Genomic DNA, 18,187 nt, shown 5'->3' on the forward strand with positions numbered 1-18,187 from the left:
GGCGCCCCCCGCCAGGGGCGGCGCCGGAGGCCGCGACCGCACCACGCCGTAGAACTGACGTCACGTCAGTGGAGGCCGGGGCGGCTCCGGCCGGGCCGCAGCCGGTACCATGGATCCGGGCCGTGACTGGCGCTTGGGTGGGGCACCACCGGGGAGCGGTCCGACGTCGATCGTCCCTGTCGCGCGCCTGGGCAACTCACCGCGCTGCTCAGGAGTGACGTATGCCCACGACCTCGACGGCCCGTCCGATGGACGGCACCGGCCCCGCCCGCCGCATCACCGAGACCGCCTCCGCAGCCGCCGCGGACATCCTGCGGCGCACCGGGACGGCCCCCTGCCTGGCGACCGTGCTGGTCGGGGACGACCCCGCCTCGGTGACCTACGTCCGTATGAAGCGCTCCCGCTGTGAGAAGGCGGGCATCCGGTCACGGCATGTGGCGCTCCCCGCCTCGGTCAGCACGGAAGCCCTGGTCGAAACCGTGACCGGCCTCTCGCAGGACCCCGGCGTCCACGGCATCCTGCTGCAGCACCCGGTGGGACCCCACATCGACGAGCGCGCGGCCTTCGAAGCCATCGCCCCCGAGAAGGACGTCGACGGGGTCACCATGCACTCCTTCGCCGCCATGGGGTTCGGCCTGCCCGGCTTCGTCTCCTGCACCCCCGGGGGAATCATGCGCCTGCTGGACGAGTACGGCGTCGACCCGGCGGGCAAGCACGCCGTCGTGGTCGGCCGCAGCCCCATCCTCGGCAGGCCCGCGGGCATGCTGCTCCTGCAGCGGGACGCCACGGTGACGTACTGCCACTCGCGCACCACCGGCCTCTCCTCGATCATGCGGGAGGCCGACATCCTGCTCGCGGCGGTGGGCCGCCCCCGTTTCATCACAGGGGCCGACATCAAGCCCGGCGCGGTGGTGGTGGACGCGGGCTACAACCCGGGCAACGTCGGGGACGTGGACTTCGACACCGCCCGGGAACGCGCCGGTCTGATCACCCCCGTCCCGGGCGGCGTCGGACCGATGACCATCGCCGTCCTGCTCGCCCAGACCGTCGAGGCCGCCGCCCGCGCGCTCGGCGTGGGCTGAACACCGCGGTACGCCGCACAGCCCGCTGCGCCCGCCGCCGGACCGCCGCGCACCGCCGTGCGGCCCGGCACCCCGCGCCACGCACCGGACAGCGCTCCTCCGCACCGGCCCCGCGCCGGTGCGGAGGAGCGCTCCGGGCGCCCGCCGGGGCGGAGTTGCGGCCCCACCACCCCGGCCGTAGCGTCGATGAGGTATACAGCGGCCGGCCGGCAACGCCTCGGCGGACCCGTCGACGAGCCCGCGCCGCCACCCCGTGCAGGCGCCCGGTCCCGGCGCCGCCAGGCGACCGAGCAGCCCCGCGCCAGGCCACCCCTGCCCCCGGGGAGGGAAGGAGCCGACATGGAGTCCAAGCTTCGCGCAGCCGTCGCAGCCGCAACCCTCGCAGCGACGCTCACGGTGGCACCCGCGGCGCACGCCGCACCCGGATCCCCCCACGACAGCACCGACTGCCCGGCGGGCAACTACGTCTGCCTCTACCTCCAGCCCAGCTATGTGGGCCTGCTCGCCAGGGTCGCCGTCGGACCGTCCAACCCGGACGTCAGCACGGCGGCGAAGTCCGTCATCAACGCGACGGCGTCCCAGTGCTTCAGGGTGTACGACCAGCCCGACTACACCGGCCAGAGCCTCACCGTCAGGCCCCGGAACGGCACGAACATGTCCTTCCCGATCAGGTCCTACCAGTGGCTCTCCTGCTGACGCGGAACCGTATGCACCGCGCGTCCCGGCCTTCCGGGGCGCGCGGCCTTTCTCCCGCGACAGGGGCAGCCGGCTCCCAGGGCGAGCTGCCGGGTCCCCACCCGAGCTGACGTGACATCAGCAGATGCACAGCAGGGGCGAACTGCTCATGCCGTCCCGGTTGATCATGACCAGGGTGTCGTACCCGCTGACCCGAGCGCAGCAGCCCGAGGGAGCCCAGCACGGTGATCCCGCCGAGGCCGGCCTGCCACAGGTGCGTCGTCCCTCGCGCAGGGAGCAGCCGGAGACACGCTCGGCGGCGGAGGAACCCGGCTGCTTCGCGGCGACGCCGGACGTCTCCCCGTACGGTCGCCCTCAGCGCCGACCCCGCCACGTGAAGGCGCCGTCGCGCGTCCGGCGGGAGGTGGGCGCCCTTGAAGCGGCCATGGCGACGGACGGCCGGGCCGCGCGGGCCACGGCGGTGGTCTCCCCGCCCGGCGGGCGCCCTGCGTATCCACCGCCGCTCAGCCGTGCATCAACCAGGTATCAACCTCGCCGAACGGCGCTGACCAGCAACCGGGCCCCGCCGCCCGCACGGTCCGGCGAGGCATGATGGGGGACCGACCCGAACCGCGCCGCCCGATGGATGCCCATGTCTGACTCCCCTCCCGTGAGGATCCTGCTCGTCGAGGACGACGAGGTGATCCGCAGATCCGTGGCGATGGCCCTGGAGCGCTACGGCTACCACGTGACCACGGCCGGTGACGGGCTGACCGGACTGGAACTCTCCCGTGAGGGCGGCTACGACCTGCTGCTGCTCGACGTCATGCTGCCGGGCCTGGACGGCATCGGGCTGTGCCGCCGGATCAGGGAGACCAGCACGGACCCCGTGCTGATGATGTCCGCGCGCAGCGACTCCCTCGACGTGGTCTCCGGGCTGGAGGCCGGCGCCGACGACTACGTCGTCAAGCCCGTCGACACCCCGGTCCTGGTCGCCCGGATCCGGTCGCTGCTGCGCCGGGCGGCGTACACCCCCGGGGAGCGGCCGGAGCAGGCCGGAGACACCGAGCCGCACGGCCGGCTGGTCTTCGGCGACCTCACCGTCGATCCGGCGGCGCTGGAGGTGCACCGGGACGGGAGGCGGATCGCCCTCGCCCCGACCGAACTGCGGCTCCTCCTGGAGTTCGCGGCCAACCCCGGCGTCGTACTGAGCCGCCAGACCCTGCTGCGCAATGTGTGGGACTACGGCTGGGACGGCGACTCCCGGGTCGTCGACCTGTGCGTCCAGCGGCTGCGCAGAAAGATCGGCGCCGACCGCGTCGAGACGGTCCGCGGCTTCGGCTACAAGCTGCGGCGCTGAGCAGGAGGGCCGAGATGCCGTTGACACACGCGCTGCTGAACCCCCGCTCGGTGCGCTGGAAGACCATCGTCCTGGTGGCCCTGGCCTGCGCCGCGATGGCGCTGACCGTCGGCGTGCTGGTGCACAGGTCGACCCTGGAGCGGTCGATGCACGAGGGCGCCGTCAGAGCCGCCGACTCCCTCGACAGGGAGATCGACGACGCCCGGGCCACCGGCGCGGCACCGCCGCTGAAGGCCCCGGGCGACCTTCCGGACGCCCTGCTGCACCAGGTGCGGCTGCACGGCGAGGGCACCTTCTACGAGGACCAGCGGTACCACCCTTCCATCTGGGCGGCGAAGATCCAGGACGGGAAGCTCTACGCCATCGAGGCCGACATGACCGCCGACCTGCTCACCCGGCAGGCCCTGGACCGGCACATGTGGAAGTACTCCCTGGTCACCCTTGCCGTCGTGGTCCCGATGACGGCCCTCGCCACGGAGCTGCCCACCAGGCGACTGCGACGGGTGGCCCGTACGGCGCGCCGCATCACGGCAGGCGACCTGGACGCGCGTACCCGGATGGGGACCCGGGGCGGCGACGAGATCACCGAGATCTCGGCCACCGTCGACACGATGGCCGACAGTCTGCGCGACCGCATCGCCCGCGAGCAGCGCTTCACCGCCGATGTCGCTCACGAGCTGCGCACCCCGCTGATGGGCCTGGTCACCTCCGCCGACCTGCTGCCCGACGGGGAGGCGACCGATCTGGTCCGGGACCGTGTCCATGTACTGCGCGACCTGGTCGAGGACCTGCTGGAGATCTCCCGTCTGGACGCGGGCGCCGAGCAGGCCCAGCCACGCGAGGTGCACCTCGCCGAACTGGTCGAGGAGTCGGTGGCGAGGACGGGGCTGCCGGCGACGGTGAGCTCGGCGGGAGCTCCGCAGGTCGAGACCGATCCGCGCCGCCTGGACCGGATCGTCTCCAACCTCGTCGTCAATGCGCATCGGCACGGATCCGGGCCTGTGGAGATCGCCGTCTCGGGTCCGGCCATCACGGTACGGGACCACGGGCCGGGGTTCCCCGCCGACCTCCTGGCGGACGGCCCGCAGCGGTTCCGCACCGGCACGGCGGAGCGGGGCCGTGGGCACGGCCTCGGCCTCACGATCGCCGCCGGTCAGGCGGCGGTGATCGGAGCGGACCTGCACTTCAGCAACCACCCCGGCGACGGGGGAGCGGTGGCGGTCGTGCGCCTGCCGGCTCCCCGACCGGCACCCCTCGGGTGGCCGGAAGACGGTGACGGTGCCAGTGTCGGTGCTGTGGGCCGGGGGACCGGCGGTACCGGCCCCCGGCCGTAGCCCGAGCCCCGCCCGCCCACCGCTGCCGCGGCTTCGCCGCTCCCGGCCGATACACAACTGATGGCTTCCCGAGCACCCGCGACGCCCCGGCGCCGGGCGTCCGGACATACCTCCCCCGCAGTGTTGCCGCCGTACCGATCACGTGCGTCAGCCCCGGAGGTGGCTTCCGATGTCCCTGTCCCGTTCCCGCCGTCAGCAGCTCATGGGAGGGGTGCCGGCGCTGCTCCTCCTGGTGGCACTGGGCCTCACCACGAACAACACGGCGTCTGGTGGTTCCGGCCCCCTGGACGCTCCCACCGCAGGTCCGGGCGAGGGCCGGCTGACCCTGGCGGGCGGCCCGTTCCCCTGGCCGGCCGAAGGCCAGGGAGCCGTCGAGGTCGACGGCATGCCCCTGGGCTCGTGGGGCGACCAGCGGCCGGTGCCGATCGCCAGCCTGACGAAGGTCATGACCGCCTATGTCGTCCTCAGGGACCATCCCCTCGGGCCCGGCGAGCCCGGGCCGCAGATCGAGGCGGACAGCGAGGCCGCGCACGAGGTGGGCGTCGGCGACGAGTCGACCGTGCCGGTCCGGGCGGGTGAGAAGTACTCCGAGCGGAAGCTGCTGGAGATGCTGCTGATCCCCTCCGGGAACAACATCGCCAGGCTGCTGGCGCGCTGGGACGCCGGCAGCCAGGAGGCCTTCGTGAGGAAGATGCAGCGCTCCGCGAAGGAGCTGGGGATGGACCACACGACGTACACCGGGGCGAGCGGCGTGGAGCCGACCACCAGGAGCACTGCGTCCGACCAGCTGAAACTGGCGCGGCAGGCCATGAAGGACCCGGTGTTCCGCGCCGTGGTGGCGAGCCGGACCGTGGCTGTGCCCGGCGCGGGCTCGCTGGCCAACACCAACACTCTGCTGGGCACGTCGGGCGTGGTGGGCCTCAAGACAGGCTCCAGCACACCGGCGGGCGGCAACCTCCTGTGGGCCAGTGAGGCGCGCGTCGGCGGCCGGACCCGGCTGCTGCTGGGCGCCGTCCTGCACCAGCGGGCGAACACCTCGGCGGCCGAGGGACTGCGGGCGGCCCTCGAGAACAGCAAGGTGCTGATCGACAGGCTCCGCGACCGCCTGACCACGGCACGGACGGAGGGCTGAGCACCATGACGACCGCAGGTCCGCAGAGCGCCGTGGAGCCGGGCGGTGCAGCGGCCGGGTACGACGAGCAGCCGGACCCGGCGGGCGTGACGGCGGAGGGCACGGACGCGTCGTCGGGCAGGGAGCGCGGCGGCCCCCGGCGACGGCCGCGGCGTTCCCTGCCGCGATGGTCGCCCCTGCCGCGGAACCGGTGGTCGCCACCGCTCGGTCCCCGCGGGATGCTGACGGCCGGCCTCTCCGCCCTCCTCGCCCTGCTCCTCCTGGGCCACCGGTGGATCCCCAACGCGCCGGGCCACCTGGGCAGTCTGGTCGACACCCTGCTGCCCTGGACGGGCCTGGCGATCCCGGCGCTCTGGGCCACGGCCCTGCTGCGCCGGTCGCCGACGGCCACGGTGGCCGTCCTCCTGCCGACCGTGGTCTGGGCTGCGCTCTTCGGCGGCACCCTCGTCCCCAGGTCGTCGCCCGGCGGGCACCTCACCGTGGTCACCCACAACGTCAACCAGGCCAACCCCGACCCGCTCGGCACGGCGCGGAGCCTGATCGCCGCCCGGGCGGACATGGTGGCGCTGGAGGAGCTGAGCCCTGCGACGGCACCGACGTACGAGCGCGCCCTCGCCGCCGCCTATCCCTACCACTTCTACCAGGGCACGGTCGGCCTCTGGAGCACCTCGCCGCTGCGCGATGCGCACGCCGTGCCGATCATGCCGTGGACCCGGGCCGTGCGCGCCACGGTGGAGACCCCCGAGGGCCCCCTCGCGGTCTACGTGGTGCACCTGCCGTCGGTACGGGTCACCCCTGCCGGTTTCACCACCGGGGCACGTGACGCGGCGCTGGACCGGCTGACCGCGGCGCTGCGGGCGGAGCGCGCCCGGAGCGTCGTGGTGATGGGCGACTTCAACGGCTCCACCGACGATCGCGCGCTGCGCCCGCTGACCTCCCGTATGTCCTCGGCCCAGTCCACGGCGGGCAGGGGCTTCGGCTTCAGCTGGCCGGCCCGGTTCCCGGTCACCCGGATCGACCAGATCTTCGTCCAGGGGGTGAGGACCACCTCGGCCTGGACCCTGCCGGCGACGGCGAGCGACCACCTTCCCGTCGCCGCCCGCCTGGACCTCGACCCGGCCGGAGACGGGAAGCACTGACGGCTTCCCGGCCGGGGGCGGGCCCTGGACACTCCGGCCGGCCTGGACGGGAGCGGCCTCGACGTGGGGGCGTGCGTGGTGGGCCGGGCAGGGAGGACCCCGGGAACGTGCGGGTGGGTGAAGGCCCTGAGGTCCTTGGGCTGTCCGGCACGGCAAGGCCCTCGTCGTCCCGGCATCGACTATTGACGGAGCGTCAGAATAGCGACACAGGCGCTGGTTCGACGCCCTGTGCGCCCGACGGTCCGTCCCGCCGGGCCGCCGTCGGGGTCGGCCGATCGCCCAGGGCTCACCCGGAGCGGCCGGGCGCGGCCGGGTGTCCAGGGGTGTCGAGCAACCGGGCGCGCAGTGCTGCGGCGCCGCCCTGGGCGAGCCAGTCCGCGAGGGTGCGCAGCCCGGGGTGGATGACCCGCAGTGCCTCGATGTCGGCGTGCCAGCGCTGGCCGGACTGCCAGTGCCGCCGGACCGCGGCGATCTCCGGGTTCAGCGCTGCCGCCTCCTCGTGGGTGAGCTGTTCGTAGCGCACCGGGACTCCGGTTGCGGCGCCGATGGCGGCGACGGCGTCGGCCGGGGTCGGATCGTCACCGGCCAGCTCCAGAGTCCGTCCGGCGAACCGGTCCGGCTGCTCGAAGGCAAGGGCGGCGAACTCGGCGATGTCCTCGACGGCGATGATCTGGACGGGCTCGTCCGGCGGGAAGAGGTGACGGTGGACGCCGTCGACGAACCCTTCGAGGCCCATGCCGGGCGCCGTCAGGTAGTTCGTCATGAACCGCACCGGACGCAACACGGTCACCAGCGGGAGCCGCGCGCGCAGATACTCCTCGATGCGCCGCTTCCCCGGGGCCGCGAAGGCGTCACCGGAGGTCGAGGCGACACCGGTGAACACCACCTGGCGCACCCCCGCGGCCGCTGCCGCGTCGGCCAGGGCCCGGCCCCGGGTGAACTCCAGTTCCTGGTCGGTGCCGGACGGCCCGTAGACGACCGGCGGCACGGCGAACAGCGCGGCTGCGCCCTCCAGGGCGGGCGCCAGACTTGACGGATCGTCGAAGTCGGCGATGGCCAGCTCGGCTCCTGCGTCCGCCAGCGCCACGGCGGCGGGTGCGGCCTTGTCCCGCACCAGTGCGCGTACCTGCCGGCCTCCGGCCAGCAGCCGGCGTGCCGTCGCACCGCCCTGGTTGCCGGTGGCTCCGGTCACCGCGACCGGGCCGTCGGCGGGGCGCCGGGCCGGGCCGCCGGCGGACGGGGTGGGTTCGGCGGTCATGTCGTCCTCCCTCTCCCCGGGGGCCGGTTGCCATGGACGGGATGGTGAACCCGGGGACATCTGCAATACTCCAACCCGGTTGGGTCGGGCGCACAAGGGGTTTCGTGACATGACTGCAGCGATCAGCGGCGGGGACCGGGCCGACGCCCGCCGCAACCGGGCCAGGGTGCTGTCCGCCGCCAGGCAGGCGTTCGCCGAACAGGGGGCCGACGTCCCGCTCGGCGTGATCGCCCGCCGGGCCGGCGTCAGCGCGGGCACCGTGTACCGGCACTTCCCCGGCAAGGAGATCCTCCTGGAGGCGGTGTTCGTCCTGCATCTCGACGAACTCGTCGCCTCCGGTGAGCAGCGGGCTGCCCGGTCCGCGCCCACCGAGGCCTTCTTCGGGTTCCTGCTGGACGTGGTCGAGAAGTCCCAGGGGGGCGGGCACCTGTGCGACGTCGTGACGGACGACGCCGGCTGGCCGCGCCCGGTGCTCAGGGCGTCCGTACTGCGGTTCCGTCAGGTCCTGACCGCGCTGCTCCACGCGGCGCAGCGGGCCGGTGGTGTCCGTGCCGACATCGGCCCCGACGATGTCGTCTCACTCACCGTCGGGTGCGCCTCGATGCTCACCGCCCGCCGCGATCGAGCGGCCGGACTCAGGCTCGTCCGGCTGACCCTGGACGGACTGAGGACCCCCGGTTCGGTCACGGAACAGCAGTCCTTCCGTGACAGCCCCGGTGTCCGCCGGGAGACCGGGGCCGGCTGTGCGGAGTGCGGGGCCGCGCTCACCGTCCGGGCCACCGGCCGCCCGATGCGCTACTGCGGAGCCACCTGCCGGCAGCGGGCCCGCCGCCGACGGCTCGCGGGGTGACGGGCAGGCCGGACGACGTCAGCGCTCCGGGTCGGGGGCCGGGCCCCCGGCCCCCGGCCTCAGCCGAGCCAGAGGTCCCGGTTGCCCGCGATCAGCACGCGCCCGTCCGCGAGGGTGGTCACCGCGGTCGGGGGGTCCTCGCTGCAGCCGAGGCCGCCCCGCTTCCAGCCTGTGGTCGTCCCGTCGCCGACCCAGACCGCACCGCATTCCACCGTGGGGGCGTCCGGCCTGGACTTCGGCCGGACGGCCGAACCGACCAGGACCGGGCGGCCAGCGGAGTCGACGGTCGCGGCGATGATCTCGCCGGTGCCCATCTCCGCACTGTCCACCCGGGTCCAGTGGGTGCCGTCCCGACTGGTGAGGACCAGCGGGAGGGAGTTGTAGAAGGCGCCGGCTTTGGCGTGGCCGCCCACGGCGAACCAGTGGCCCGACGCGTACAGGACGCTGCGCACCCGTGTGCCCGGCGGCGTCCCGGTGATCCTGCCGGACGTCCAGTGCGCGCCGCCGTCCGGGCTGTGCCAGAAGGGGATGGTGCCCGTCGGGTGGAAGTCGAAGGCGTTGGTCGCCGCCGCGCCGAAGCCGACGACATCGTCGGCGTTGACGCCGAGGCTGCCCACAGGGGTGGACGGCTGCCCTCCGCCGACCGGCGGCAGCGGCACGCGATGCACGGTGGCGCCCCCGTCGTCGGACGCGAACACATAGGGGGACTCCACATGGCCGACCGTCTGGCCACCGCCGATCAGCAGGCGTGAGCCGACCTGCACCGCGGCGTTCACCGAGGCGTCGTCGGCGGTCTCCTGCTCCGGGTGGTTGTTGAACGTCAGCGGGAGCGCGGCGAGCCGGGACACTTCGCCGCTCGGCTCCCGGCGGGTCACACTGCCGCCGACGCCGATCAGCGAACCGTCGTCCCACGGCACCACCACGTCGCCCGGCAGACCGCCGCCGGTCCAGCCGCTGCGCATGGAGTACGGCAGGTCCGCCTCGCCTGCGGCGGCCGGCTTCGGGGTGAGGGAGAGCTTCGTACAGCCGTCGGAGCCGGACCAGTTGACGTTCACATAGCGGTAGCCGTTGGCGAAGGTCCCCTCGCCCAGAACGCAGTCGCCCATGGGCACCAGCTGCCGCAGCCCCTCACCGGGCGCCGCGTACCCCTTGTCGTGCGGGCCGGTCACCGCCGGGTAGTCCACCGCACCCGCGTACTCGGTGAAGCCGAGCTTTGTCGCGCTGGTGTCCCCCTCGTCGTTCCGGCCGCAGCCGCCCAGTAGCAGCGCCGTACACACCGCCAGGCTTGCAACGGCGGAGAGCCTTCCCCCAGGTGTTCTCATCCCCCCACCCTAGAGACCGTCCGGTCGATCGTGTGCGGAGCCGGACGACCAGGGCGGCCGCGGTGACGGTGCCGAGAAGGTCGCGCCCGGTGGCGGCGGCCCGCCCACCGGCAGGGACGCCTGGGTCCGCCCCCGCTCCGCGGGCGGACCCAGGCCAGGAGGGACAACACCCTGCAACACCCGGCATGTCGCGATGCGTCACTGTGTGCCGCGGAGCATCTCCGCGAGCTGGGACATCATGTCCTCGTCGCGCTTGTAGTGGATCCACTTGCCGATGCGCGTGGACCGTACGAGGCCCGCCCGCTCCAGCGTCGCCATGTACGACGAGACCGTCGACTGCGCCAGCCCCGACTTGGCCTGCAGATGGCTCGCGCAGACCCCGACCTCGTCCCGATCGGCGATCGGCTCCCACTGCGAGAACTCGCCGTGCGGGTCCCGCAGCCAGTTCATGATCTGCAACCGCGCGGGGTTCGCCAGAGCCTTCAAGGCCTCGACCGCGTCCAGGGGGCTCCCGTTCCCTGGGCCCGTTGCGTGTGACGTCGCCACGGACTCCTCCTCGCATCCACGCACCATCGTATCTCGATGTGACGAACTGGGCCGCACTCTCCCGGCAGGACACATTGACACATCGCGATATGGCGATATGATCTTCTCGTTCACGCTCGATCGAGGTGTGGTCGGCGCCGCTGCCGGCTACCCGCACAAGCATCGGGCCCACAGGAGAGGGAGTGCGCGATGCCCGAGGCCGGCAAGCCGTTGATCGTCGTTGCGGGTGCGACCAGCAAGCAGGGCAGGAGTGTCGTCACCTCCCTGCTTGAGAGCGGGAGATTTCAGGTGCGGGCCCTCACCAGGGCCGCCGACTCCGCTCAGGCCCGGAGCCTCGCGAGGATGGGCGCACAGATCGTCACCGTCCCCCTGGAACCGGGTCGTCAGCGCGAGTTCGTGCAGGCGTTCCGATCAGCTGACGGGGCCTTCCTCATGACGCCGCCCGTCGCACCGCCATCCACTGTCGAGTTCCCCCTCGGACGTCAGCTCGCCGATGCCGCGGTCGAGGCGGGCGTGGGACACCTGGTCTTCAGCGCGCTCGAGAACGTCCAGGAGAGGTCATCGGGCACCAAGTACGCCCCGCACTTCACCGACAAGGCGCTCGTCGCCGAGCACATTCGGACCCTGCCGATCGCGCACACCTTCGTCATGCTCTCGTTCTTCTACACCAACGCGCTGGAGTACTACGCCCCTCGCATCAACGGCGACACGGTGCTCATGCCCTTCTACCTCCCCGAGGACTTCCGTGCCCCGTTCGTGGACCCGCTCACCGCGACCGGACCGGCCGTCCTTGAGGTGTTCTCCAACCCGGGCGCCTACGTCGGCGCCTCCCTGCCGGTCGTCGGTGACGTCATCTCCCCGGGTGAGATGGTCGATGTGTTCTCCCGCGTCACCGGGCTCAAGGCCGAGTACCGCAACGCCTGCTCCAGGGAAGGCCTGCTGACCTGCTTCCCAGAGCTGGGAGAGAACCCTTTGCTGGTCGATGAGATCCTCGGCATGGCTGAATACGCGGTGGAATTCGGATACTTCGCAGAGCACCGCGACATGGAGTGGAGCCGACGCGTCGACCCCGACGCACTGAGCTGGGAGCAGTTTCTCCGTAGGACCGATTGGCGCGGTGAGCGGGTCTCCTTCGGCAGCTAGCCACGATCTCGTCGTTGTTCGCCGGGGGAAGGGCATGTCGGTGGCCCGGCGGGTGCGTTGCTGACCACCCGTCGGACGAACTGGAAAAATCTGCGGGACTGCCGACTCAAGGGCAACGGGGTTCACCAGGCCATGCTCGGCATCGCCCGCCTGCACAACCTCGCACTGGCCGGTTGAGCGGTCCCGACGGCGGCGGCATGCTCACCTCAGCGTCAAGTGCACCAGGTCGATGTCCTGGTCACGAGCCCGGGCGAAGCACCGGCTCCTCCCCGTGACGATGAAGCCGCACTTCTCCAGCACGCGGACGGAGCCGGCATTGTCAGCGGCGGCGTCAGCGTGCAGCGGCCGAGCGGGCTCCAGCCTGAGCAGTTCAGCCAGGGCCGCAGTGGCAATGCCCTGGCCCCAATGCGCTCGCCCGATGACGTACGTGACCTCACGCTCCGACGGCGGGCCGAAGACGGCAGCGTGTCCTGCTACAGCGCCGTCAGCGAGAACGGTTCGCAGGATCACGGACGGGTCCGAGCGCACCTTCGTCCAGTGTTGGTCGAAGTGGCCGCGGTCGTAGTGATACTTCCTGGTCACGGCTGCCATCTGCTGCAACTGGGGATCCGTCAACTGCTGCCAGAAGATCGGCAGGTCGCTGTCCTCAAGCTCGCGCAGAGATATACCCATAGGCGCAGTCTCACTCTCCCGAAGATCGGTCCCAGGTAGCTCGTTCAGACTAGGCCCAGCTTGCAGTTACGGGACGCCCTTCAGTCGGCGAACGCCGCCCGCGCCCCCGCCGCGCGGACCGCCGCGGAGAGCCCGCCGATGTCGTAGGCGCCGTGGTGGCGGCGGCCGTTGACGAAGAAGGTCGGGGTGCCGGCCACCCCGCTGAGGTCGGCGGAGTCCACGTCCTCCGCCACCCGGGCAGCGCCGGCGTGGGTGCGCAGCGCCAGGTGGAAGCGGTCGAGGTCCAGGCCGAGGGCCTCGGCATGGTGGACCAGGTCCACCAGCCGCAACTCGCCCTGATGCTCCAGCAGCCGGTCGTGCATCTCCCAGAAGGCGCCCTGCTCCGCCGCGGCCTCGGCGGCCTCCGCGGCCAGCTGCGCGGAGGGATGGACGTCGTGCAGGGGCAGATGCCGCCAGACGTACCGGACATCACCGAAGTCGGCGAGCAGCTCACGGACCACCGGCTCGGCCAGGCCGCAGTACGGGCACTCGAAGTCGCCGTACTCCACCACCGTGACCGGCGCCCGGAACGGGCCGCGCACATGGTCCCGCTCGGGGTCGACCGGGGCGGCCAGGTCGACGACCGTACGGTCGGTGCCCAGCAGCGCCCGGACCCGCAGCCGCTGCGGCAGCAGGGCGATCGCCCCGGCCACCACCCAGGTCGCCGCGAAGGCGCACACCACGGCGGCCAGCACTCCCACCTTTGCCTCGTCCAGGCGGTCACCGGTGAAGGCCAGTGCCGCGATCAGCAGTGAGACCGTGAACCCCACCCCGGCGATGGTGCCGCCGCCCACCACCGCGCCCCAGCCCACCGGCGGATACAGCCGGCCGCGGCTGAGCAGGGCCGCCAACCCGGTGCTGCCGATGATCCCGACCGGCTTGCCCAGCAGGTACGCCGCCAGGATGCCGAGGGTGACGGGGGAGGTGAAGGCGCGGGACAACAGCTCGCCGTCCACGGTGACACCGGCGTTGACCAGGGCGAACAGCGGTACCAGCAGATAGCTGGTCCAGGGGTGGTGCAGCTGCAGCAGACGTTCGTTGGGGGAGAGCGCCGCCGCGAGACCCTGGCGCACCGAGCGTTCCAGCTCGGGGGTCGGCTGCTCGCGGAAGGACCGGAAGAGGCTGCTGGCCCGCTCCAGATCACTGCGCGCCGCCGGATAGGCGTACGTCAGCAGACCCAGGGTCAGCCCCACCACCACCGGGTCCACCCCCGACTCCAGCATGGCGAGCCAGGTCAGCGCCCCGAGCAGTGCATACACCGCGCCCCGCCGTACCCCGGCGGCCCGCACCAGCAGGATCACCCCGAACAGGGCGACGGCGGTGAGCAGCGCCGGTACGCCGAGCGGGCCGCTGTAGACGACCGCGATGGCGGCCAGGGCCAGCAGGTCGTCGACCACGGCCACGGTGAGGATGAAGGTGTGCAGCCGCGCGGGGAACCGCCGCCCCAGCAGCGCCAGCATCCCCAGGGCGAAGGCCGTGTCGGTGGACATCGCCGCTCCCCAGCCGTGCGCCGTCGGCCGGCCCGCGTTCACGGCCAGGTAGACGGCGACCGGGACCAGCATCCCGCTGAGGCCGGCCAGCAGGGGAAGCGCCACCCGGCGGCGTTCCCGCAGCTCGCCCATGTCGAACTCACGGCGCGCCTCCAGGCCCATCACGAGGAAGAAGAAGGTCATCAGGCCGCTGTTGACCCATTCGCGCACCTCCAGCGACACCCCCCAGCGGCCGATCCGCAGTGAGATCACCGTGCGGCAGAAGGCGTCGTAGGAGCCGGGGGCGGCGTTGGCCCACACCAGGGCGGCGACGGTGGCGGCCAGCAGCACCACCGCGCTGGCCGTCTCGGTCCGCAGGAAGTCGACGAGCGGGGTCCTCCGCCCGTGGCTGCAGACGGTGTGGCCGGTGTACGGCGTTTCGTCGGCCGGGGGACTCTCTGTCACCAGGCCATTCTCACCGGACGGATACGCTCACGGCCCGGCGCCGCCCCGCGCGGCCGGCGGAACCGGGCCGGAGCCCCACCTCCGACCCCGGGCCCTCCGGCCCGCTCCCGTCCGCTCCGGCCGCCAGCTGCCCAGTCACGCGGACTGCCGCAGCACCAGCGTCGGATGGAACACCGCGGACGGGGTGGACCGGCCCGCCTCGCCGAGCCGGCGCAGCAGCAGCCCCGCCATCTCGGCCGCCATCTCCTCGACCGGCTGCCGCACGGTGGTGAGCTGCGGATCGCACGCCAGCGCCGCGCTGCTGTCGTCGAAGCCGACCACCGCGACGTCCTCGGGCACCCGGCGCCCCTCCCGGTAGAGGACCGGCAGGGCGCCCAGGGCCATCAGGTCCGAGGCGATGAACACCCCGTCGATCGCCGGGTGCTCGGCGAGCAGCCGCTTCATCGCCTCGGCACCCCCGGCCTGGGTGAAGTCTCCCTCCACCGCGACCACGTCGGGCTCGCCGAGTGCGGCCATGGCGGTGCGGAAACCGGTCAGCCGGTCCTGGCCGGCGGGCATGTCCAGCGGGCCCGACAGGGTGGCGATGCGGCGGCGTCCGAGCCCGACCAGGTGCTCGGCGGCGAGCCTGGCGCCGGCCTGCTGGTCGACGTCGACATAGGCGATGGGGGCCGCCGAGCGTGTGGGCCGTCCGGCGAGCACCGTCGGCAGGCCGGTGCGGGTGAGCAGCTCCGGCAGCGGGTCGTCGGCGTGCGAGGAGAGCAGCACCACTCCGTCGACGTGGCCCTGGCGCAGGAAGCTGACCAGCTGGCTGCGTGAGGCGTCGTCATCGGCCAGCATCAGCAGCAGCTGGATGCCGGCGGGCCGCAGCACATCGAGGAGGCCGCCGACGATGCGGCCGAAGTGCGGGTCGGTGAACATCCGGCCGACGAAGGGTCCGGAGACGGCCCGCTGCTCGCGCTCGGAGACGACCAGGGCGATGGAGTCGGCGCGCCTGGTCACCAGGGAGCGCGCGGCCCGGTTCGGTACATAGCCGGTGGCGGCCACGGCCTGTTCCACCGAAGTGCGCAGCGCCGGATCCACCGTCTGTGCGCCGTTGATCACCCGCGACACGGTGGCCCGGGACACCCCTGCCACCTGGGCGACGTCCTCCAGGGTGACGGGGCGGGTCCGGGGCGCTTCGTCTGCGGTCATCCGGCCTTTATACCGGGTGTCCCGAGGCGCCCGCCCGTGGGAGGCCGATGACGCGGGCGGGAGCCGTCGGGACACCCATGCGAGAAAGCGCTCTCTCGTCTCGGAGTGTCCAGGGGGACCGGGCAGTTCGTCAACCGGGCGATGGATGGCCGTGCCGTGACGGGGGCGATCGCGGATTCCCGAACGGCAAGGCCTGTCCGAGTTCTTGACGCGTCGGCAACAACGCCGCAATCATCGGCTGACCGAGAGAGCGCTCTCTCCACAGTCAGTCAGGAGCCGCCATGCCAGCCACCCATCCCCCCGCCGCCCGAACAGAACGCCGCCCGTTTCTCATACTGACCGTCGCCGCCGCTCTCATCGCCGCCCTGGTGCTGGCCGTCGGCGGCGGCACCCCGGCCCACGCCGCGACGACCCTGCTCTCCCAGGGCAAGCCGGCGACGGCCTCCTCCACCGAGAACGTCGGGACCCCGGCCTCCGCGGCGGTCGACGGTGACGCCGGCACCCGCTGGTCCAGCGCCGCGGCCGACCCGCAGTGGCTCCAGGTCGACCTGGGAGCGGTCGACACCGTCTCCCAGGTGAAGCTGGTCTGGGAGACGGCGTACGCCAAGGCGTACCAGATCCAGACCTCCACCGACGGCAGCACCTGGACCAGCGTCTACTCCACCACCACGGGAGCGGGCGGCACCGAGACCCTGAACGTCACCGGCAGCGGCCGCTACATCAGGGTGTACGGGACCCAGCGGGCCACCCAGTACGGCTACTCGCTCTGGGAGTTCCAGGTCTACGGCACCTCGGGCACCGCCGGCGGAGGCTGCGGCACCACCAATGCGGCACTGCACAAGACCGCCACCGCCTCGTCCACCGAGAACGCCGGGACCCCGGCCTCCGCGGCGGTCGACGGTGACGCCGGCACCCGCTGGTCCAGCGCGGCAGCCGATCCGCAGTGGCTCCAGGTGGACCTGGGCTCCACCCAGACCGTCTGCGGGGTCCAGCTCGCCTGGGAGACGGCGTACGCCAAGGCGTACCAGATCCAGACCTCCACCGACGGTGCCAACTGGACCACGGTCTACTCCACCACCACCGGTCCCGGCGCCACCGAACTGGTCACCCTCTCCGGCAGCGGCCGCTACATCCGGGTGTACGGGACCCAGCGGGCCACCCAGTTCGGCTACTCGCTCTGGGAGTTCCAGGTCTTCACCTCCACCGGCGGAACCACGGGCGGTACCAACGGCGGAACCACGGGCGGCACCACCGGAGGCACCACCCCGCCGCCCACCGACGGCTCGGTCCTGCTCTCCTACAACAAGCCCGCCACCGCTTCCACCTACCAGGACGACGCCAACTGCTCCGGCTGCAACCCGTCCAAGGCCTTCGACGAGGACCCGGCCACCCGCTGGGCGACCAGCGACGTCAACGGCTGGGTGGACCCGGGCTGGATCCGTGTCGACCTGGGCGCCACCGCCCATGTCACCAAGGTCGTCCTGCAGTGGGACCCGGCGTACGCCACCGCGTACCAGATCCAGGTCTCGCCCGACGGGAACAACTGGACGAGCATCTACTCCACCACCACCGGCAAGGGCTTCAAGGAGACCCTGAACGTCGACGGCACCGGCCGCTACGTCCGGATGTACGGCACCGCCCGCAGCAACGGCTACGGCTACTCGCTGTGGACCTTCGACGTGTACGGCACCGGCGGCAGCCCCACCGCCCCGCCCGCCACCCCGCCGAACCCGGGCAACCCCGAACACCTGGTGTGGAGCGACGAGTTCAACGGCGCCGCGGGCACCAAGCCGGACACCACCAAGTGGACCCAGGACCCCGGCAACGGCCAGAACGGCGAGCTGGAGACCTACACCAACGGCGACAACACCACCATGGACGGCAACGGCAACCTGGTCATCGAGGCCAGGAAGGAGGCCAACGGCCAGTACACCTCGGGCCGGATCAACACCTCCGACCACTTCAACTTCACCTACGGCCATGTCGAGGCCCGGATCAAGGTGACCGGCACCCAGGGTCTGTGGCCCGCGTTCTGGCTGCTGGGCTCCAACTTCAAGACCGGTACGCCGTGGCCCAACTGCGGTGAGATCGACATCATGGAGCACATCGGCAAGGTCGCGGACTCGGTGTACTCCACCCTCCACGCCCCCGCGTACTTCGGCGGCGGCGGCTTCGGCTCCCCGTACACCGTGGCGGGCAGCGACTTCTCCTCGGCGTTCCACACCTACGCCCTGGACTGGGACTCCAGTCACATGACCTTCAGCGTGGACGGCAACGCCTTCTTCACCGTGGACCGCGCCAACCTGGAGCAGACCAAGGGCCCCTGGGTCTACGACCACCCCTTCTACATCATCCTCAACAACGCGGTGGGCGGCGACTGGCCGGGCAACCCGGACGCCACCACCGTCCTCCCGCAGAAGATGCTGATCGACTACGTGCGGGTCTCGCAGTAACACACCGCTCCACCCACCTCGGTCCCCCGGCGCCGCGCGCCGGGGGACCGAGGTGGG

At 72.4% G+C, this 18,187-nt stretch carries 15 protein-coding genes, 1 pseudogene and 1 riboswitch; of the genes and pseudogenes, 10 read left to right on the forward strand and 6 right to left on the reverse strand.

Going from position 1 to position 18,187, the window contains the following annotated elements; all coding sequences use genetic code 11:
• Window positions 1-112 precede the first annotated feature (112 nt).
• Window positions 113-200: riboswitch (ZMP/ZTP riboswitch) on the forward strand.
• Window positions 201-221: 21 nt separating this feature from the next.
• From AOK09_RS18960 to AOK09_RS18985, 6 genes are all read left to right on the forward strand, one after another.
• The gene (locus tag AOK09_RS18960) at window positions 222-1,082 is read left to right on the forward strand and encodes a bifunctional 5,10-methylenetetrahydrofolate dehydrogenase/5,10-methenyltetrahydrofolate cyclohydrolase (RefSeq protein ID WP_055588393.1); all 861 of its coding nucleotides are present in this window, start codon (window positions 222-224) and stop codon (window positions 1,080-1,082) included.
• A 339-nt stretch (window positions 1,083-1,421) separates the two neighbouring features.
• On the forward strand, window positions 1,422-1,778 hold the full coding sequence (locus AOK09_RS18965) for a peptidase inhibitor family I36 protein (RefSeq protein WP_055588394.1): 357 nt from the start codon (window positions 1,422-1,424) through the stop codon (window positions 1,776-1,778).
• A 631-nt stretch (window positions 1,779-2,409) separates the two neighbouring features.
• Window positions 2,410-3,117 carry a two-component system response regulator CseB gene (gene cseB, locus AOK09_RS18970; protein WP_055588395.1) on the forward strand — a complete coding sequence of 236 codons (708 nt, stop codon included), beginning with the start codon at window positions 2,410-2,412 and terminating at the stop codon, window positions 3,115-3,117.
• A 14-nt stretch (window positions 3,118-3,131) separates the two neighbouring features.
• On the forward strand, window positions 3,132-4,451 hold the full coding sequence (locus AOK09_RS18975) for a sensor histidine kinase (RefSeq protein ID WP_079063211.1): 1,320 nt from the start codon (window positions 3,132-3,134) through the stop codon (window positions 4,449-4,451).
• Between the two features lie 169 nt (window positions 4,452-4,620).
• The gene (locus AOK09_RS18980) at window positions 4,621-5,583 is read left to right on the forward strand and encodes a D-alanyl-D-alanine carboxypeptidase family protein (RefSeq protein ID WP_055588396.1); all 963 of its coding nucleotides are present in this window, start codon (window positions 4,621-4,623) and stop codon (window positions 5,581-5,583) included.
• A gap of 218 nt (window positions 5,584-5,801) precedes the next feature.
• A complete protein-coding gene (locus AOK09_RS18985) occupies window positions 5,802-6,722 on the forward strand; it encodes an endonuclease/exonuclease/phosphatase family protein (protein ID WP_245687362.1) in 921 nt (306 codons plus the stop codon).
• Between the two features lie 286 nt (window positions 6,723-7,008).
• Here the strand turns inward: AOK09_RS18985 and AOK09_RS18990 are convergent, their stop codons facing one another.
• Window positions 7,009-7,980 carry an NmrA family NAD(P)-binding protein gene (locus AOK09_RS18990; RefSeq protein WP_175609318.1) on the reverse strand — a complete coding sequence of 324 codons (972 nt, stop codon included), beginning with the start codon at window positions 7,978-7,980 and terminating at the stop codon, window positions 7,009-7,011.
• Window positions 7,981-8,089: 109 nt separating this feature from the next.
• Here AOK09_RS18990 and AOK09_RS18995 point away from each other — a divergent pair, with 109 nt between their 5' ends.
• Window positions 8,090-8,830, forward strand: coding sequence for a TetR/AcrR family transcriptional regulator (locus AOK09_RS18995; RefSeq protein WP_055588397.1), 741 nt, complete (start codon window positions 8,090-8,092; stop codon window positions 8,828-8,830).
• Between the two features lie 59 nt (window positions 8,831-8,889).
• Here the strand turns inward: AOK09_RS18995 and AOK09_RS19000 are convergent, their stop codons facing one another.
• Window positions 8,890-10,152, reverse strand: coding sequence for a beta propeller repeat protein (locus tag AOK09_RS19000; protein ID WP_157875951.1), 1,263 nt, complete (start codon window positions 10,150-10,152; stop codon window positions 8,890-8,892).
• 198 nt (window positions 10,153-10,350) lie between these two features.
• Complete coding sequence (locus AOK09_RS19005) at window positions 10,351-10,602, reverse strand: ArsR/SmtB family transcription factor (RefSeq protein ID WP_322973196.1); 252 nt, start codon at window positions 10,600-10,602, stop codon at window positions 10,351-10,353.
• A 285-nt stretch (window positions 10,603-10,887) separates the two neighbouring features.
• Here AOK09_RS19005 and AOK09_RS19010 point away from each other — a divergent pair, with 285 nt between their 5' ends.
• The gene (locus AOK09_RS19010; protein ID WP_055588400.1) at window positions 10,888-11,841 is read left to right on the forward strand and encodes an NmrA/HSCARG family protein; all 954 of its coding nucleotides are present in this window, start codon (window positions 10,888-10,890) and stop codon (window positions 11,839-11,841) included.
• A gap of 69 nt (window positions 11,842-11,910) precedes the next feature.
• Window positions 11,911-12,018 (forward strand): annotated as a pseudogene (locus AOK09_RS39190) (IS5/IS1182 family transposase); the annotation flags it as partial.
• A gap of 24 nt (window positions 12,019-12,042) precedes the next feature.
• Here the strand turns inward: AOK09_RS39190 and AOK09_RS19015 are convergent.
• The 3 genes from AOK09_RS19015 to AOK09_RS19025 all read right to left on the reverse strand — a co-directional run bounded on the left by AOK09_RS19015 (window position 12,043) and on the right by AOK09_RS19025 (window position 15,677).
• Complete coding sequence (locus tag AOK09_RS19015) at window positions 12,043-12,513, reverse strand: GNAT family N-acetyltransferase (protein ID WP_055588401.1); 471 nt, start codon at window positions 12,511-12,513, stop codon at window positions 12,043-12,045.
• A gap of 80 nt (window positions 12,514-12,593) precedes the next feature.
• Window positions 12,594-14,486, reverse strand: coding sequence for a Na+/H+ antiporter NhaA (gene nhaA, locus AOK09_RS19020; RefSeq protein WP_055588402.1), 1,893 nt, complete (start codon window positions 14,484-14,486; stop codon window positions 12,594-12,596).
• Window positions 14,487-14,621: 135 nt separating this feature from the next.
• Window positions 14,622-15,677, reverse strand: a complete 1,056-nt coding sequence (locus AOK09_RS19025; protein WP_055588403.1) for a LacI family DNA-binding transcriptional regulator — start codon at window positions 15,675-15,677, stop codon at window positions 14,622-14,624.
• A 281-nt stretch (window positions 15,678-15,958) separates the two neighbouring features.
• On the opposite strand from AOK09_RS19025, the gene AOK09_RS19030 reads away from it, so the two are divergent.
• Window positions 15,959-18,130: a discoidin domain-containing protein gene (locus AOK09_RS19030; RefSeq protein ID WP_079063213.1), complete on the forward strand. Its 2,172-nt coding sequence runs from the start codon at window positions 15,959-15,961 to the stop codon at window positions 18,128-18,130.
• Window positions 18,131-18,187: the final 57 nt, after the last annotated feature.

Source organism: Peterkaempfera griseoplana (assembly GCF_001418575.1).
Lineage (GTDB): Bacteria > Actinomycetota > Actinomycetes > Streptomycetales > Streptomycetaceae > Peterkaempfera > Peterkaempfera griseoplana.

Bases quoted from the DNA above. Each gene is read 5' to 3' on its own strand.
- AOK09_RS18960 (WP_055588393.1), top strand. From the start codon at position 222: ATGCCCACGACCTCGACGGCCCGTCCGATGGACGGCACCGGCCCCGCC.
- AOK09_RS19025 (WP_055588403.1), bottom strand. From the start codon at position 15,677: ATGACCGCAGACGAAGCGCCCCGGACCCGCCCCGTCACCCTGGAGGAC.
- AOK09_RS19005 (WP_322973196.1), bottom strand. From the start codon at position 10,602: ATGAACTGGCTGCGGGACCCGCACGGCGAGTTCTCGCAGTGGGAGCCG.
- AOK09_RS19015 (WP_055588401.1), bottom strand. From the start codon at position 12,513: ATGGGTATATCTCTGCGCGAGCTTGAGGACAGCGACCTGCCGATCTTC.
- AOK09_RS18990 (WP_175609318.1), bottom strand. From the start codon at position 7,980: ATGACCGCCGAACCCACCCCGTCCGCCGGCGGCCCGGCCCGGCGCCCC.
- AOK09_RS18985 (WP_245687362.1), top strand. From the start codon at position 5,802: ATGCTGACGGCCGGCCTCTCCGCCCTCCTCGCCCTGCTCCTCCTGGGC.
- cseB (WP_055588395.1), top strand. From the start codon at position 2,410: ATGTCTGACTCCCCTCCCGTGAGGATCCTGCTCGTCGAGGACGACGAG.
- AOK09_RS18975 (WP_079063211.1), top strand. From the start codon at position 3,132: ATGCCGTTGACACACGCGCTGCTGAACCCCCGCTCGGTGCGCTGGAAG.
- AOK09_RS19030 (WP_079063213.1), top strand. From the start codon at position 15,959: ATGCCAGCCACCCATCCCCCCGCCGCCCGAACAGAACGCCGCCCGTTT.
- AOK09_RS18995 (WP_055588397.1), top strand. From the start codon at position 8,090: ATGACTGCAGCGATCAGCGGCGGGGACCGGGCCGACGCCCGCCGCAAC.
- AOK09_RS18980 (WP_055588396.1), top strand. From the start codon at position 4,621: ATGTCCCTGTCCCGTTCCCGCCGTCAGCAGCTCATGGGAGGGGTGCCG.
- AOK09_RS19000 (WP_157875951.1), bottom strand. From the start codon at position 10,152: ATGAGAACACCTGGGGGAAGGCTCTCCGCCGTTGCAAGCCTGGCGGTG.
- AOK09_RS18965 (WP_055588394.1), top strand. From the start codon at position 1,422: ATGGAGTCCAAGCTTCGCGCAGCCGTCGCAGCCGCAACCCTCGCAGCG.
- AOK09_RS19010 (WP_055588400.1), top strand. From the start codon at position 10,888: ATGCCCGAGGCCGGCAAGCCGTTGATCGTCGTTGCGGGTGCGACCAGC.